Source organism: Buttiauxella sp. A111, from assembly GCF_014189855.1.
Taxonomy (GTDB): Bacteria; Pseudomonadota; Gammaproteobacteria; order Enterobacterales; family Enterobacteriaceae; genus Buttiauxella; species Buttiauxella selenatireducens.
Window position 1 is genome coordinate 1,145,072 of the sequence record NZ_BJFN01000001.1, and the last position, 15,091, is coordinate 1,160,162.

Annotated in this window: 18 protein-coding genes; 3 read left to right on the forward strand and 15 right to left on the reverse strand. The window is 53.4% G+C overall.

Going from position 1 to position 15,091, the window contains the following annotated elements; translation table 11 throughout:
- Nucleotides 1-4 precede the first annotated feature (4 nt).
- Together BSPA111_RS05170 and BSPA111_RS05175 are read right to left on the reverse strand one after the other, a co-directional pair.
- Nucleotides 5-922 (reverse strand): phosphatidate cytidylyltransferase, encoded by a 918-nt coding sequence (locus BSPA111_RS05170; RefSeq protein ID WP_183270091.1) that lies wholly within the window; start codon nucleotides 920-922, stop codon nucleotides 5-7.
- A complete protein-coding gene (locus BSPA111_RS05175; RefSeq protein WP_183270296.1) occupies nucleotides 919-1,524 on the reverse strand; it encodes a CDP-alcohol phosphatidyltransferase family protein in 606 nt (201 codons plus the stop codon). The genes BSPA111_RS05170 and BSPA111_RS05175 overlap by 4 nt, the downstream gene beginning before the upstream one ends.
- A gap of 251 nt (nucleotides 1,525-1,775) precedes the next feature.
- Here BSPA111_RS05175 and BSPA111_RS05180 point away from each other — a divergent pair, with 251 nt between their 5' ends.
- Both BSPA111_RS05180 and BSPA111_RS05185 read left to right on the forward strand, forming a co-directional pair.
- Complete coding sequence (locus tag BSPA111_RS05180; RefSeq protein WP_183270092.1) at nucleotides 1,776-2,189, forward strand: dTDP-glucose pyrophosphorylase; 414 nt, start codon at nucleotides 1,776-1,778, stop codon at nucleotides 2,187-2,189.
- Nucleotides 2,190-2,578: 389 nt separating this feature from the next.
- Nucleotides 2,579-3,010, forward strand: a complete 432-nt coding sequence (locus tag BSPA111_RS05185) for a hypothetical protein (RefSeq protein ID WP_183270093.1) — start codon at nucleotides 2,579-2,581, stop codon at nucleotides 3,008-3,010.
- An 87-nt stretch (nucleotides 3,011-3,097) separates the two neighbouring features.
- On the opposite strand, the gene BSPA111_RS05190 is transcribed toward BSPA111_RS05185, so the two are convergent.
- Nucleotides 3,098-3,343, reverse strand: a complete 246-nt coding sequence (locus tag BSPA111_RS05190) for a hypothetical protein (RefSeq protein ID WP_255459242.1) — start codon at nucleotides 3,341-3,343, stop codon at nucleotides 3,098-3,100.
- A 219-nt stretch (nucleotides 3,344-3,562) separates the two neighbouring features.
- Here BSPA111_RS05190 and BSPA111_RS05195 point away from each other — a divergent pair, with 219 nt between their 5' ends.
- Nucleotides 3,563-4,102 (forward strand): DUF2058 domain-containing protein, encoded by a 540-nt coding sequence (locus tag BSPA111_RS05195; RefSeq protein WP_183270095.1) that lies wholly within the window; start codon nucleotides 3,563-3,565, stop codon nucleotides 4,100-4,102.
- Nucleotides 4,103-4,257: 155 nt separating this feature from the next.
- Here the strand turns inward: BSPA111_RS05195 and catA are convergent, their stop codons facing one another.
- The 12 genes from catA to BSPA111_RS05255 all read right to left on the reverse strand — a co-directional run bounded on the left by catA (nucleotide 4,258) and on the right by BSPA111_RS05255 (nucleotide 15,086).
- Complete coding sequence (gene catA / locus BSPA111_RS05200) at nucleotides 4,258-5,184, reverse strand: catechol 1,2-dioxygenase (protein ID WP_183270096.1); 927 nt, start codon at nucleotides 5,182-5,184, stop codon at nucleotides 4,258-4,260.
- 89 nt (nucleotides 5,185-5,273) lie between these two features.
- Nucleotides 5,274-6,389 (reverse strand): muconate/chloromuconate family cycloisomerase, encoded by a 1,116-nt coding sequence (locus BSPA111_RS05205; RefSeq protein ID WP_183270097.1) that lies wholly within the window; start codon nucleotides 6,387-6,389, stop codon nucleotides 5,274-5,276.
- Nucleotides 6,373-7,725: an MFS transporter gene (locus BSPA111_RS05210; protein ID WP_373925616.1), complete on the reverse strand. Its 1,353-nt coding sequence runs from the start codon at nucleotides 7,723-7,725 to the stop codon at nucleotides 6,373-6,375. Before BSPA111_RS05210 ends, BSPA111_RS05205 begins: the two co-directional genes overlap by 17 nt.
- A gap of 44 nt (nucleotides 7,726-7,769) precedes the next feature.
- A complete protein-coding gene (locus tag BSPA111_RS05215; RefSeq protein WP_183270098.1) occupies nucleotides 7,770-8,264 on the reverse strand; it encodes a flavin reductase in 495 nt (164 codons plus the stop codon).
- 10 nt (nucleotides 8,265-8,274) lie between these two features.
- Nucleotides 8,275-9,207, reverse strand: coding sequence for a PDR/VanB family oxidoreductase (locus BSPA111_RS05220; RefSeq protein WP_183270099.1), 933 nt, complete (start codon nucleotides 9,205-9,207; stop codon nucleotides 8,275-8,277).
- Nucleotides 9,208-9,216: 9 nt separating this feature from the next.
- Entirely contained in the window at nucleotides 9,217-9,957 is a 741-nt protein-coding gene (locus tag BSPA111_RS05225; protein WP_183270100.1) for an SDR family NAD(P)-dependent oxidoreductase, read from the reverse strand.
- Nucleotides 9,958-9,967: 10 nt separating this feature from the next.
- A complete protein-coding gene (locus tag BSPA111_RS05230) occupies nucleotides 9,968-10,450 on the reverse strand; it encodes an aromatic-ring-hydroxylating dioxygenase subunit beta (RefSeq protein ID WP_183270101.1) in 483 nt (160 codons plus the stop codon).
- Entirely contained in the window at nucleotides 10,451-11,761 is a 1,311-nt protein-coding gene (locus tag BSPA111_RS05235) for a Rieske 2Fe-2S domain-containing protein (protein WP_221200555.1), read from the reverse strand. It abuts the gene before it with no gap.
- 28 nt (nucleotides 11,762-11,789) lie between these two features.
- Nucleotides 11,790-12,305, reverse strand: a complete 516-nt coding sequence (locus BSPA111_RS05240) for a nuclear transport factor 2 family protein (protein WP_255459231.1) — start codon at nucleotides 12,303-12,305, stop codon at nucleotides 11,790-11,792.
- A 35-nt stretch (nucleotides 12,306-12,340) separates the two neighbouring features.
- On the reverse strand, nucleotides 12,341-12,700 hold the full coding sequence (locus BSPA111_RS05245) for an IacB protein (protein ID WP_183270102.1): 360 nt from the start codon (nucleotides 12,698-12,700) through the stop codon (nucleotides 12,341-12,343).
- 22 nt (nucleotides 12,701-12,722) lie between these two features.
- Nucleotides 12,723-13,850 carry an acyl-CoA dehydrogenase family protein gene (locus tag BSPA111_RS05250; protein WP_183270103.1) on the reverse strand — a complete coding sequence of 376 codons (1,128 nt, stop codon included), beginning with the start codon at nucleotides 13,848-13,850 and terminating at the stop codon, nucleotides 12,723-12,725.
- Nucleotides 13,851-13,958: 108 nt separating this feature from the next.
- Nucleotides 13,959-15,086 (reverse strand): amidase, encoded by a 1,128-nt coding sequence (locus BSPA111_RS05255; protein ID WP_183270299.1) that lies wholly within the window; start codon nucleotides 15,084-15,086, stop codon nucleotides 13,959-13,961.
- Between the last annotated feature and the right edge of the window lie 5 nt (nucleotides 15,087-15,091).

A 15,091-nucleotide genomic window follows, 5' to 3' on the forward strand; every position in this document is an offset into this window, starting at 1 on the left:
TAAGTTAATAGCAGAAGTAGCGAATGAAGTGGAAAAAGACGGGAGCGGTAAAGATAAGCGAATCCAGCCTGTCGAGAATGCCGCCGTGACCTGGCAACAGCGTGCCGCTGTCTTTGACGCCGATATCCCGTTTGATGGCGGACATCACGACATCACCGCAAAATCCGGTGATCCCGATAATCAACCCCGCCAACAGCGCCATCGGCCAACTGAGTGGCGTGAGCACTGGCCCCAGCAACGTGGCCAGCAGAGCCGTTGTCGCAACCCCGCCCACCAGCCCGGCAAGGGTTTTGTTAGGGCTGACCTTCGGCGTCACTTTGATGCGCCCCAGCGATTTCCCCCACAGGTATTGCGCGATATCGTTGAACTCCGTCAGGCCGACCAAAAACAGAACCAGCAAAGCGCCAGTCTGTTGGCCATCCGCGGGCAGCACGAGCAAAAAGGCGACATGGCTGAAGGCAAACACCGTCGTCATCAGGCTCCAGTGGAGCTGGGACGCGGTGCGTAAGAACCCCTGAGTATCGCCAGTTATCACCATCCGCGCCGGTAAAAATAAAAAGACATAAACCGGGATAAACACCACAAACATGCCGTACCAACCGATACCAATCAGCCAGTAGTTAAGCGGAATGGCAATAAACATCCACAACAGAGGCATACGGGCGGAATGGCGGGAAGGCACCAGCGTAAGAAACTCTTTTAGCGCCATAAAGCTGACCAGCGCGAAGAAGGTCAGCGCCAGCCAGTTCGGGCTTAACATCGCCAGGGAAAACAGCACAATGATGACCCACCATGTGCGGATGCGCAGCGTCAGCTCGCGCCAGTCTTTACCGGGGCGTAGCCATACCAGCAGACCATTCACCACCGATGCCACCAGCAGAAGTGCAAAAATGACCGCCAGGGATTTTTCCAACAACATCATTTCGCCGCCTCTTCACGCAGTGCACTCAGACAACGGTTCACCAACGTCCACAATAGCAACACGGTGGCAATGCCCCACACGATGTTATTCCATTGCACCCACTGCGGCCAGATAGCCAGCACCAGCCCCCACGCGCCAAACACCAACGCCCTGTCACTTTTCCCCAGCGGCCCGGCATAACTGCGCAGACCGTTAATCGTTTGTGCCAGTACGCCACAAAATTCTGTCATCACCGCACAGAACAACATGACCAGCACCAGCAACATGTTGCTTTCGGGGAGCAGCATAAAAGGCAGATAAAGCGCAATGTCGGAGAGCACATCGCCCAACTCATTGAGGATAGCTCCCAGGCGAGATTGTTGGTGACATTCGCGTGCCAACATGCCGTCCAGGGCATTGAGGGCCATCCGAATAAACAAGACGACAGGCAGGAGAACGAATAACTTCGGATAAGGGAAAATAATCAGCACCGCGCCGGTGATAAAGGAGAGCACCATAGCGGCCAGGGTAACGTGATTAGCGGTGACACCGTGTTTGTGTAGCCAAAACATCAGTGGGCGTAAAATTGCCTGAAAAGCAGGTTTTATCTGATATAGCGTCATCATGTTCCCTGATAATGAGCGAGCTAGGTTTGATCATAAAACTACCACTATTGTGCAATGGGCTCGACCCTTCCGTTCCATCAGTGCGATGAATATCGAATCATTCGCGGCTCGTAGCTGATAATTCAGAATTTTCATGGCTTAACGACCAGCTAAACCGACGCATGGGTAATATCGTCGTGGGGACTGCGCATCGTTATCAATGTCGTCTACCCTTATCAGATGAACAAGGCATAACGGATGATAAATCCATGACTGATTTGCCCTTCCCGGATACGTTCCCCATGCCGGAAATCCCAGGCGTTACAGTGCCTCATGCTGGCCTGCACTACCTGCGACCTGAACTGTTGCTGGATTTTGTCAGTGTGTCAGCTCAGCCATTAATCTCCGTCACGCCGGTTGCGGTGCTCTACACCACCGTTGGCGTCCTGCAACGCATTGATCTGCGGAAAATACCGATCGCCATCAAAGGCCGGATTATTTACCCCATCAGCTCTTTATCTATGCCAGCTCTGCGCGCCAGGCTCATCATTAACGGGCCGTTTAAGAAACTGAAATTCCAGGGGATGCTTATTGCAGCGTCCGGGGAGCCTTCGGTACAAAATATGACGCTCATTGGCCTGGCGCTGGAATTCACAGCACGCCAACCAGCAAAATCCGTTTGACCGATGATGGCCTGACACCCGGTCGCATCAACCCTTGTCATCCACTCTTAATTCACCTTTTGCGAACACTCTCGCAGTTCAAAAATGCAACGCTGAAAGCGCTGTAATTCAACTTGTCACCTGCAAACCCGCGAGCGTATTCTTACTGCGCACCAGCAAAATCTGGTGCCGGGAGTGGAAACCCGGAGATAACAACGGCGACGATAGACTTTTCTATTGTCGCAACACCATCACACCTTTATCCTTATCAATGGTGTCGCTGGTGAGGCAACTTTCGAGTTGGCCGGTTTCCGTTGTGTCCGGTATTTCCACCCTCATTAGCGTCACCGCCCCAGCAGCGTGGAAACTCTGGTGGTGGTGTGATTAATCACACATCGGAGATCACTAACATGATGTCAGCTCAAACGATTTCACAGCCTCAATATAGCAGCGCCCTGCTTTCCCCGATTACCGCCAGTATGGACTTATTCCAGCTCCTCGACGTCTGCGAATCCCTTGCCGACGAACTCATCGAATGCCAGACAGAAACCGAACAACAGGTGTTTTGTGGACGAATCGCACACTGCCTGGAAGTGATGAAAACGACTTTTGAACAACCGCTGCCCGCGTATCTGGTAGAACGCCTGACCGTAGAAAAAGAAGTGAAAATACAGGTGAATCGCGATTCAGAAATACAACGCCAGTACTGCCACGCGCTGACTCAAACGCTGTTAAGCCGCGCCCATACCCCAGATGTGAACCGTGCATTAATCGGAATGTTGTTTGAGTTAGTGAATGAACTGGTCGAGGATTTGCAGGCACCACGCTTTTTGCGCAGTTAGGTAAGGTTTTGCTGGCGGGATTTAAGCGTAGTAAATGATTGAAATAACCAAACCCCAGCCAGGAGATGACTGGGGGAAAAACCGAGTTTAATAATCAGGGAAGCAATTTACCCCTGGCTGATGCTCCGTAACAGGCAAGCTGTAACACTCGGTATTGAGCTCCAGTACGCCCGGTCCGCTGACCTGCGCGTGCTGAAACTGATACTGAGTGGTGCTGGTATTGTTAAGGATATCCTCTTTACTCTCGGCCTTCACAGGTTGTGAATAACAAGGTGCGGCAATAGCAGATAACAACAAAGCAGCAAAATAGTATTTCATTTCTGACCACCTTATCTGGTTGTGTCACGATGTGTTCACAAGGAACACGGCATCGTAAATGTGATGTGAATCACATAAAATCATGCATTCGGGTGATTTTTACTCGTGAAATTATTTAGTACTGCAAAAACAGTGTCATCAGGATGCTGCGTGCCCCAAACCTACAACGTGGCACAGCCTCGAAAATTAAAGGTATAATCCCACATACTATTTCATTGGTTTTTAGACACGAACATGACAAAACTAACGTTACAAGAGCAGATGCTCAAAGCTGGATTAGTCAGCAGCAAAAAAATCGCGAAAGTCCAAAGAACCGCAAAAAAATCGCGAGTACAGGCTCGTGAGGCAAGAGAAGCGGTTGAAGAAAATAAAAAAGCGCAAATCGAACGTGATAAGCAACTCAGCGAGCAGCAAAAGCAAGCCGCCTTATCGAAAGAATATAAAGCACAGGTTAAGCAGCTTATTGAAATGAACAGGATTGTTATTTCTAAAGGCGATATTGGTTATAACTTCACAGACAATAATTTAATTAAAAAGATCTATGTCGATAAAGCGACTCAAACACAGCTGATCAATGGTCGTCTCGCCATTGCGCGCCTGGTTTCTGATAAAAACCCGGATGGCGAATATGCGATTATTCCCGCAAGCGTAGCCAATAAAATTGCCCAGCGTGATGCGAGCAGTATTGTATTAAGTGCCGAACTGAGTAAAGAAGCGCTGGACGAAGAAGATCCGTACGCCGATTTCATCGTGCCTGATGATTTGATGTGGTAAGCAAATTTACCCTATGTCTACCGAGGTATAGCTTGCTTATTTCGGCTATACCCCGATAAATATCGGGTTCTTTTTTTATTATTTTTACAGTAAAAAAATCGAGGCAACGCGATAACGTTACCCCGATAGAGTAGATTGACGGTTAATGAGTATGCTTACTCCATTACACGCAGTCGTTTAATTTTTGTCTCTTCATTATTATCGCTCGCCGCCACCAGCGTGAAATTAAACTTCACTTCGGTATGAGGCTGATGAATATTGCGTTGTTCCGCAATATGCGCATCGGTTATTTTAACCGGATCGGCAATCAGCTCTTCTCGGGTGGCAAAGGCAAAGTCATCCCATAAATAAGCATCACCATTAAGGTTAATTTGCGTGGTGAGATGCTTATAACCCGGTGCTGAAACAAAGAAGTGGACATGTGCCGGGCGATTACCATGACGGCCTAACTCCGTCAGCAGCTTTTGAGTAGGGCCATCTGGCGGGCAGCCATAACCACAAGGCACAATACTGCGCACCGCGTAGCGGCCATCTGCATCAGTCTGGATGCGGCGGCGTAAGTTATATTGGCTTTGTGATTGGTCAAAGAACGAATACCCCCCCAGCGTGTTCGCATGCCAGATATCAACAATCGCACCAGCGACGGGCTTGCCGTTGGAATCCGCCACCTGGCCGTGTAACCACATGATTTCAGCTTGCTCAGTGCCGTCATCCATACGCGCATAATTCTGGCTTAATGGCGCATTCGCCACGTACAACGGGCCTTCGATAGTGCGAGGCGTACCGACTTCGTTACCCGCGGCGGCCTCTTTTTCATCGGCACGCATGTCGAGATAATGCTCCAGGCCTAAACCCGCCGCTAATAGTGCAGCCTCTTTACGCTCGCCTAATTCATTCAGATAATTGACCGCCTGCCAGAACTCTTCATCGGTAATATCGAATTTCTTAATGGTCTGGCAAAGATCGTCCAGCAGTTGGTGCATAATCGCTTTAAAACGTTCATTCCCTTGAGCAGATACCAGACCACTGCTCACCGCAAGCAACTTTTCTAATTCAGATGTTTTTACCGGATTAACTGTCATTATTTATTCCTCACTGTAGGGGTCGTTTTTGTCTTTTTAGTCAAGCAACTCGAATTATTTTTGGTATAAAGTTATAGGCTTCCAGCTATTTATTTTCGGGCATAAAAACACAATTTATCTTCGTCAATTTCAATTCCCAGCCCTGGCCCTTGCGGTAATGTGACTTGCCCGTGGCTGAATTCCAGCGGGTTCACCACAATGTCGTCCTTGAGCAGTAGAGGGCCGAACATTTCGGTTCCCCACTGCATGTTGACTGTCGACCAGGCGTGTAATGAGGCGACGCTACCCAGCGTTCCTTCCAGCATCGTGCCGCCATACAATCCAATTCCTGCCGCCTGCGCCACATGCGCCAGTTTCAGCGCCTGAGCCGGCCCTCCTGCTTTCGCAATTTTCAGCGCAAAAGCACCGGTAAATCCGCCACTCGCAAGGGCATAACCGTCGTGGCAAGTTCCTACGGCTTCATCTGCGAGGATCGGTACGGAAAAACGCTGGCTCAGGGTGATTAATGATTGCCTGTCCCACATCGGCGTCGGCTGCTCGACCAGGTCGATACCGCCTTCCTGTAACTGCGTCATGCCTTTGATAGCCGTGGTCAAATCCCATGCCTGATTGACATCAACACGGATACTGACATCACTGCCCAACGCGGATTTAATCGCTAGCGCATGGCGAATATCGACTTCAAGCGCACGCGCACCGATTTTGAGTTTGAAGGTATTGTGTCGCCCTTGCTCAAGCAGCCGTTTTCCCTCTTCTATATCTTTATCGGTATCGCCACTCGCCAGTGTCCAGAGTACCGGGAGACGGTCGTTTAGCGCGCCGCCCAGCAAAGCACTTACTGGTAATCCCAGCACCTTCCCCTGCGCGTCAAGAAATGCCGTTTCCAGAGCCGATTTTGCAAAGGTGTTTCCCTTCACGCTGGCGTTCATGGTTTCCGCCAGTGCGGCAACACCGTTAAAGGTTTTTCCGCACAATAGAGGGGCCAGATAGCATTCAATGGCTGATTTAATCGCCTCCGGGCTTTCCGAACCGTAGCTCAAACCGCCAATAGTGGTCGCCTCCCCCCATCCGATAACGCCCTGCGCACAGGTCATGCGGATGATGGTCAGTGTCTGGCACCCCATCGTGGTCATTGACAGTTTGTGCGGGCGAATAGTGGGAATATCCACCAGCCAACAAGAGATGGATTCAATTGCGAGATTCATTAACGGCTCCGTTGGCTATATCTGGCATCACTGCCGGGCTTAAAGAGGACTTTTGTGACGGCAAGCTCCACAGCGCAATCAACGCCAGCAGCGCGTAGCCCATCAGCAGTAATGAAACCGGCCAGTAAGCATCAAATTCAATCAGCAACGCCACCGCCAGCATCGGGCCTAATCCACCTGAAAATATCGAGCCCACTTCATGTCCCAGCGCCAGGCCTGAATAACGGACTCGCACCGGGAAAAGATCGCTCATGATGCATGGCTGCGTGCCGATCATCGCCCCATGGCACACCGGTAATCCCAGGATCATCGCAACCATGATCCAGCCGTAATCACCGGTCGAGAGCAGCCAGAAGAACGGGAAAGCCATGACCAACAGGCCAATGACACCGATGTAGTACACGGGTTTCAGGCCAATGCGATCGGACAACGCGCCCCAGAACAGGATCGAGAAAAGCTCCACCACCATGGCGAGGGTCACCGCACTGATGATGACGCCGGTGCTGATACCAATGTGTTTGGCATACACCACCGAAAAGGTGAAAAAGATATAAGACGCGCCATTCTCGGGCAAACGCAGTGCGATGGCCTGTAGCAGCGCTTTCGGATGCTCTTTGATAATCACCAGCAGAGGCAGTTTTTCGTGTTTGTCTTGCGGTTTTGCCTGCTGGAAAACCTGGCTTTCGCGGATATTTTTACGGATATACACCCCGACCAGAAAAATCAGCAGACTCAGCAGGAACGGCACACGCCAGCCCCAACTCATAAATGAAGATTCCGGTAATTTCTGCACCAGATAAAACGCAAAGGCAGATAACACAAACCCACCGGAAACCCCCATCTGGCTCCAGGCGGTGTAGAAGCCACGGCGTGAGGCAGGGGCATTTTCACTTAACATCAAAACGCCGCCACCCCACTCACCGCCCGATGCCACGCCCTGTAAAAAACGCAGGGTGATTAACGATATCGGTGCCCAAATCCCAATCTGCGCGTAAACCGGTAGCAGGCCAATCACAAAGGTCGTCGCGCCCATTAATGACAGCGTCATGACCAGCGTCATCTTGCGGCTGTAACGATCGCCCAGATGCCCAAACACAATCCCGCCCAGCGGGCGAGCAAGAAAACCGACCGCAAAGCCTGAAAACGCTAACAACGTTCCCTGTAGCGGATCGCCTCCGACCGGGAAAAATAACGGGCCAAACACCAGTGCGGCGGCCGTCCCATAGAGGAAAAAGTCGTACCATTCCAGCGCATTACCGAGCACCGATGCGATAACCAACTTACGCATTTGCTGAGCATCGTGCGGTGCCGTACTTTCTTTCGCGATATCACTCATGAAGCGTGTCCTCCTGGATAAAAGATGCGCTAAACCGTGGGCGGCTACACTTCAACATCGTCGCCAATCCGGTGGTAACGACGGTTAAAATAGACCAGACCGCGAGGCTGCTCGCTCACGCGGACGGCCTGCACCTGGCAATAAAACACCGTATGGCTGCCGACTTCGTGGCAGGTATCAATAACGCAATCGAAGCTGGCAACCGATGAGCTCAGAACCGGCGCTCCGCTGGACATCACCTGCCAGTTGTCATGTAGAAAACGTTGCTCGGAACGCAAGTTGGCATTGGCGAAAACACCCGACAAATCCTGATGCTCGCTGGAAAGGACGTTGACGCATAAGGTGCCGTTTTGCTTGAAATGGTCATTGGCGAAAGAGTTGCGATTCATACAGACCAACAACGTCGGTGGCTGATCCGTCACGCTGCACACGGCGGAAGCCGTAAAGCCGAACTTTCCCGCAGGACCATCGGTGGTGATAACAGAGACCGCGCTTCCCAGTTGCGCCATCGCATTTCGAAATTCAGATTGCAGTGTCATGGGATACTCCTTACAAATCGATAATCAAACGGGCGCCTTTCGCGCGGGAACAGCACAACAGGATTTGATCGCCATCGGCTTTCTCTTCATCGGTCAGATAGCTGTCACGATGATCCGGCTCCCCCTCCAGTACATCGGTCAGGCAACTGCCGCAAATCCCTTGTTTACAGGAGACGCACACCTTCAGTCCTGCCAGTGCCAGCGCCTCGACGATGCTTTGATTTTCAGCGACCTGGACGGTAATTCCGCTGGCGGCTGCCACCACTTCAAACGCGTTGCCCTGGATCTGCACGTCGGCGCTAAAACATTCCTGATGAATTTGATCCGGCGGGTAATCCAGGTTTTTCGCGAGGCTGGATACCGCTTCCATCAGGCGGGTCGGACCGCAGACGTAGACATGGGTATTCGGTGGAACGTCACTGAGCACCGAGGCGAGGTTTAACCGTTGTTCATCGCTAAAATGCAACTGGACGCGTTCGGCGTACGGCGCATTTTCCAGTTGCGTGACAAACGCCGCTCCCGAGCGTGAACGGCAAGCGTAATGCAGGGAAAATGAGCGCCCGGCTGCGTGCAGTTCTGCGGCCATCGCCAGCATCGGCGTAATGCCAATCCCACCGCCAATCAACAAGCTGTGGTTGCCGCGAGTGTCCAGAGCAAATAAGTTGCGCGGCGCACTGACTTGCACTTCGTCACCTTCGCGTAACGCATGCGCCGCCAGCGAGCCGCCCTGAGAACGGCTGTCTTTCAGAATGCCCAACTGGTAGTGATGCCTGTCCTGCGGGTCGCCACACAGCGAATACGGGCGCACCAGTTCTGCCGACAGATGAAGGTCAACATGCGCGCCCGCGCTAAACGCAGGAAGCTCAATGCCGTCAGCATGGGCAAGCGTCAGTAGCGTCACGTCGCCCTGCAACTCGCGGCGGATAATGTGTAAAGTCAGCATGTTGCCCCCTTAACGCATAAACAGACCACCGTTGATGTCCCAGGTTGCCCCGGTGACAAACGATGCCTGCTCTGATGCCAACAATGCTACGGCCTGGGCGACAAACTCAGCCTCGCCTAGCTTGCCAACGGGGATCATCTTCAATAACCCCGCCATTTTTTCTTCCGGTACCAGCGCGTGAACCGAAGGCAGATCCATCGGGCCTGGGGCAATCGCGTTGACGGTAACGCCGGATTGACTCAACTCACGGGCAAAGATTTTTGTCAGGGTCAAAATGCCGCCTTTCGATGCCGCGTAGTGCGCACCTGAAGCCGTCCCGCCATTCTGCCCGGCTAACGAGGCGAGGTTGATGATGCGACCGTAGCCCCGTTTGGCGAAATAGCGCCCCAGCGTCTGGCAACCGACAAACGTGCCGCGCAAATTGGTGGAAATCACCCGATCAAACTCCTCGACGGTGATGTCCATAACCGGTGTGGCCAGCGTCAACGCGGCGTTATTGACCAACACTTCCAGGCTGCCAAAGCGCTCAATCGTTGCTGCCAGCGCGTGTTCAAAATCCTGCGGCTGGCGAATATCGAGCCCCACCGCCAGCACATTGCCCTGGCCGTTATCCAGTCGTTCTGCCGCTTGCTGCGCACGTTCGTGGCTCACATCCGACAGCACTACCTGGAAACCTTGCTCCAGCAGGCTGGCGGCGATGACATTTCCCAGTCCTGCCGCAGCCCCTGTGACTAATACGGTTTGTGTCATAACTGGCTCCTCAGAGGATGTAACCGATGCTGTGCAGGACATCATCGCTGTTGATCAGGCGGATCACTTTTTGTTTGATAAGCCAGGAGTCACCCTGCCGTTGCAGGTGCCAGGTGATGTCTGCGGCATAGTGGCGGCTGTGGCCTTTGCGGTGTTCCCACAGTGATTGCGCCCCGCGCACCACAATCAAAGAATCCTGAGATTCCAGCAGACGAAAACGCGAGAGCGTACGCAGCGTTCTGGCGCGTGGCGTGGTCGAAATCGACTCGCCGCTATACAGGCGTTTCACGCGACGGGCACGCATTTCATGATCGTCACAGGCGTAATTCAGGGTGTTTTTAAAATCTGTCTCCTGAGGGTCAATCGGCACCACATACAGTCCATCGCGCTGCCATAATTCCAGCCAGGCATTAAATTCACCCTGGTCGAGCAAATCCCCTTCGAGGTTAATCAGAGAGATAGCTTTAAACAGTACAGATTCTGGCGTTGTCATTTATTCCGCCTCCGTCATCAGTTTTTTCCACATCTGGTAAGCCGCACGCATGCCGGTTTCGGCACTGACATCGCTGCGTAAACCATCATCGGTGCGGTGTTCCCCCGCCAGTCCGCGATTGAGCATAATCCACAGTTCATTGCCCGATGTTGCACCCCGCTGCACACGCTCCCAGGCTTCGGAGTCGTCCGGCGTGCCAAAGCCCATCGGCCCCTGGAAGTGTTCATGCAGACGCAATCTTGCCTGGTTGGCAATTTCCGGGCCGCCGTCCATCATGATGACGGCGTGATGAATTTCGGTTTCATCAACAGAAATCGGCTGAAGGACACGGAAGAAGGCCATCGAACAGGCGATGTTCGGGAAGATATTGAGGTTGAAACCGGAGCCTCCGACTGCACGCACAATGCGGCGAACCTGCTGTTCGTCGTGATCCTGACGCAGGGCTTCGGCTAACTCGGTAAAACGCTCGGGGATCGGTGCATCAAGATTGGCATCAAGATCCACAAGCTCTGGGATCATCACCATCACGCTGTGACCATTACCCAAATCTTCGACATAGCCGCTGCCATCGACGAAATTGAGCATCTCTTCAGTCTGCTTATCGACAGAGCTCAGGAACGAGCGATGCACCACCGGGAAGTGATAGCCATCTGTGGTGTTTTCCAGCTGGATTTTCCAGTTGCCAGGGAAGCGGAAACGGTGTGCAGGCCCGGTTTTAATCGGGAATCCCGCGCCCTGTTTCATAAACAAATCCATCCATTTTTTAGCTGGGCCAAGGAAATCTTCCAGTGGTTCAATCTGGTCATTGAAGGTGGCAAAAATCATTCCGGCATACTGTTCTGTACGCAGCGACACCAGCCCTAACTCACCCTTTTCCAGTTGGTCGGCATAGCTTTCTGGATGCGGCACGCCGCGTAAGCTGCCGTCCAGCGCATATCCCCAACCGTGGTACGGGCAAACGAAGCTGTTGGTTTTACCGCTGCGATGTTCGCAAACGGTGGCGGCGCGATGACGGCAACGGTTGAGTAATGTATGAACCGTACCTTTACGATCGCGCACCACAATGACCGGCTGGGTGCCTATTTCTGTGGTTTTAAAGCTCCCGGTTTCAGGAATTTCGCTGGCGTGCGCCACCCAAACCCAGGTTTTAGTGAAAATACGATCCAGTTCGAGCTGGAATAGCGCGTCGGAGTTATACAACGAGGTGTGCACCCGATCGTGCTGAACCAGGGCTGCAACTTCAGCGCGGTCAGGCACCGTCGGCGCATCGGTATTAATGTTTTTTATCTTAATGATGTTGTCACATTGCATGTCCAATCTCCTGCACGTTATCGGCTGTCTATTTTTTATCCGGCACCGGGAGCTCATCCGCTGCATGCCAATGGTTTACTGGCCGGCTGAACAGGTTGCGGGTGGTAAAATGGTGGATACGCATACCGCTTGCTTCGCGGCGAAATTCCACGTTAATTTCCGCGGCGTTGAGATGCGCCCCTCCGGCAGTAAACTCGGAGGTTTGCAGCATCAGCCAACGGCCAAAGAGTGGGCCATCGACCTGCTGGCTAAGGGCTTCAGAGCAAAGAAAATGGGCGTTCATGGCAAAATGCGCAGGGGTTCGCACATAGCCTGCCATCATGGCCACAATCGCCTCACGTCCCAGATGTCTCCCCAGTCGCGCGGCATAAGGTTCGCCCACGCCCTCCCAGCACGCATCCGCGGTAAACAGGTCGCCTATGGCCTGAACCGTCTCGGCACTATCGAGCCTGTCGCACAGCCACATGTAGTTGCTGATGCAAACGCGTGCTGCCTGCTGGTCTTCGAGTTGCTGCAAACGCAGCGCGTCCTGTGAGTTCATCATTGGCTCCATTCCCCTGAAAAAAAGCTCTGAAAAAATTAGCCCTGAATAATCAGTTCGCGCCCAACACGCGCTTCGATTTTGCAGTACTTCCACAATTTGCTGCCGCTATCACCCACCGGTGTGGTGCGGAACAAGTTGCAAACGGCCGCGACGTTTTCCAGAGCGTCTGCATCGGCCAGGATGTAAGTAGTCCATGGCGCGGTGGTCGACGAGCCGACCATCAGTTGGTCGTCATCCATATTGCCGATAACCCGAATCCCAGGCGTTTCTTCAACCCCTTTCATCATCACGCCAAAAGCGCCCCACACTTGCTTGGCTTCAACTGGGCTTGCATCGAAAAAGTTCTGATTAATACCGATGCAAAACAGCACACGTAATTTGTTTGTCTGGCTCATCTGTTGCTCCTTTTAAGAAAAATCACAGGTAACCCGGTAACGGTTTGCCACCAAAAAAGACCGTACCGGCGTTGAGATAAGAGAGGTCGCCCATAAAGGCGTGTTGGGTAATCACCATGGTGTCGCGGACATAACGCTGTAATGGGCTGGTCATCGTGACGCCTCCCATGCCATTGAGCGCCAGCGCCTGGCGCGCCACTTCTGCCGCCACGCGAGTCACGTGCGTGGAAGAGAGCCGTAAGGCGTTAATTTGTTCCTGATTTGCCGCATCGCCCGCCAACAAGCTCTGCCAGACCTCGTCAATCGCCTCGTAGAACCAGGCGCGAGCAGAGCGCAGATCGGCTTCACAGCGGGCAATTTGCATCTGCGCCTGTGGCCTTTCGGCGAGCTTAGGTGCCCCTGTAACCGACTGCTGGCGATGCGCGATTTGATAGATTTCATTGAGCGCCGCCCGTGCCACACCCAGCGCAACCACTGACAACACTTGAGTCGCGAGGGAAAGCACCGGATAGCGATACAGCGCGCCTTCCAGATTCAGCGCACCACCGCGAATAAAGGTCCACTCCTGCGGAACATACGCATCGTTGACCAGCAGATCGTGACTGCCGGTTCCGGCCAGCCCAACGGTGTTCCACACGGGATCGATCTGCACGTATTCCCGTGGCAGCACCGCCATCCGCGGCAGAGATTTTTCCTCATCAGGCTGAATACCCACGCCAAAGACCGATGCCCCCATGCTGCCGCTGGCAAAACTCCAGCGCCCGCTGACGCGATAGCCTCCATCGGCCAGCATCGCTTTGTGCGTCGGGTAAATACCGCCGGCAAACACCACATCAGGCCCGTTGCGGTACAGCTCTTTCAATGTGTCCGGAGGCAACGCGCCGAGGTAGAACGGGCTCATGCCAAAACTTGCCACCCACCCCGCCGAGCCGTCTGCCGTGGCAATCTGCTCAATGAGTTCGCAAAACTGCGCCGGAGAACATTCATCCCCGCCGTAAATTTTCGGGACCAGCGCGCGATACACGCCGACCTGTTTAAAGCGGGCAATAATGTCTTCAGAAATATGGCGTTGATGCTCAAAATCGGCGCTACGAGTGGTGACTTCGCTCAGTAGCGGAACAAGCTCTTCACGAACGTTGATGACAGACATGGCTCACTCCCGAATAATGTTTTCACTGGCAAAAGGGTGCACGAAGCCGCAATGAGCCACGCTCATTGAGTCGTTAGTTAAAGGTAAAAACGAACGAAAAGGCTGTGTTTAGTGGCGTCGTCGCTGCTGTTCAAACCACTGCGCGGCCTGAATTAACAAGCCTTCGCCCCCTTTGGCCGCAACCAGTTGCAACGCAACCGGACGGCCACGAATCTCACCTATTGGCAGCGTCAACGCCGGGTGCCCGCTGAGATTGAAAGGCCGGACCAGGCGCGTCAGGTTCACAACGCTGAGAGGATCGTCTGCTTCTTCAAGCGTTGGCGGGAGTTCTGGCAACGTCGCCAGCGCCAGTAATGGGGACTGCTCAAGTAGCGCATCAACCTGAGCGGTGAACTCGCTGCGTACGCGTTCGGCGTCAGCAAGTGCAGCAGGCTCCACATCTTTGCCCGCCCGAATTCGGCTTGCCACATCTGGCGAAACCTCGTCACTGCTCAGCAATGGGTGAAACGCCTGCCAGTTTTCGTGGCTGATAATCGTAAGCCCAGCGCGGTGCGCATCAGCAAGCATCGAAAGTGTGGAATGGCGTGGGCGAAGGCCCCGCTGCTCAAGGTGCTTCAGGATTAGCGCATCAATTTCTGGTATTGCCGCCGCAACAAACGCCACTTCAGGCAACGCGGTTAACGGCAGGCTTTCGGGAATGGAAAGATGATGGGCAACCTGGCGCAAAACCTCCGCGTCGCGGGCAAAAATGCCAACGCAATCCAGCGAGCTGTGTTCTGGCAAAACCCCTTTGCGGCTGAGAACGCCATAACCGGGTTTAAATCCGAGAACCCCGCAGCAGGCTGCGGGCATACGGACCGAGCCGCCCGTATCGGTGCCCAGCGAAAAATCGACTTCACCCGAGGCGACCACGGCGGCGGAACCGCTTGATGAGCCGCCAGGGATAAGCTGTGGGAAGTGCGGATTCACCGGCGTTCCACTCCAGGCGTTAATGCCCGTGACACCGAATGCCAATTCGTGCAGCGTGGTTTTACCGGTCAGTACGCAGCGCTTGTCGAGTAATGTCTCAACGACGCTGGCATGATGCCTGGCAATCGGGGCTGCCGCGAGCGCCGGACACCCGGCTCGAGTGCGGTAACCGGCAATATCCAGCGTATCTTTTACTGCAAAGCGGAGTTCCCCCTCACCGAGGACAAACTGCTCAACGTAACCATTGCTCTCACAAATAGACTTCATCATTA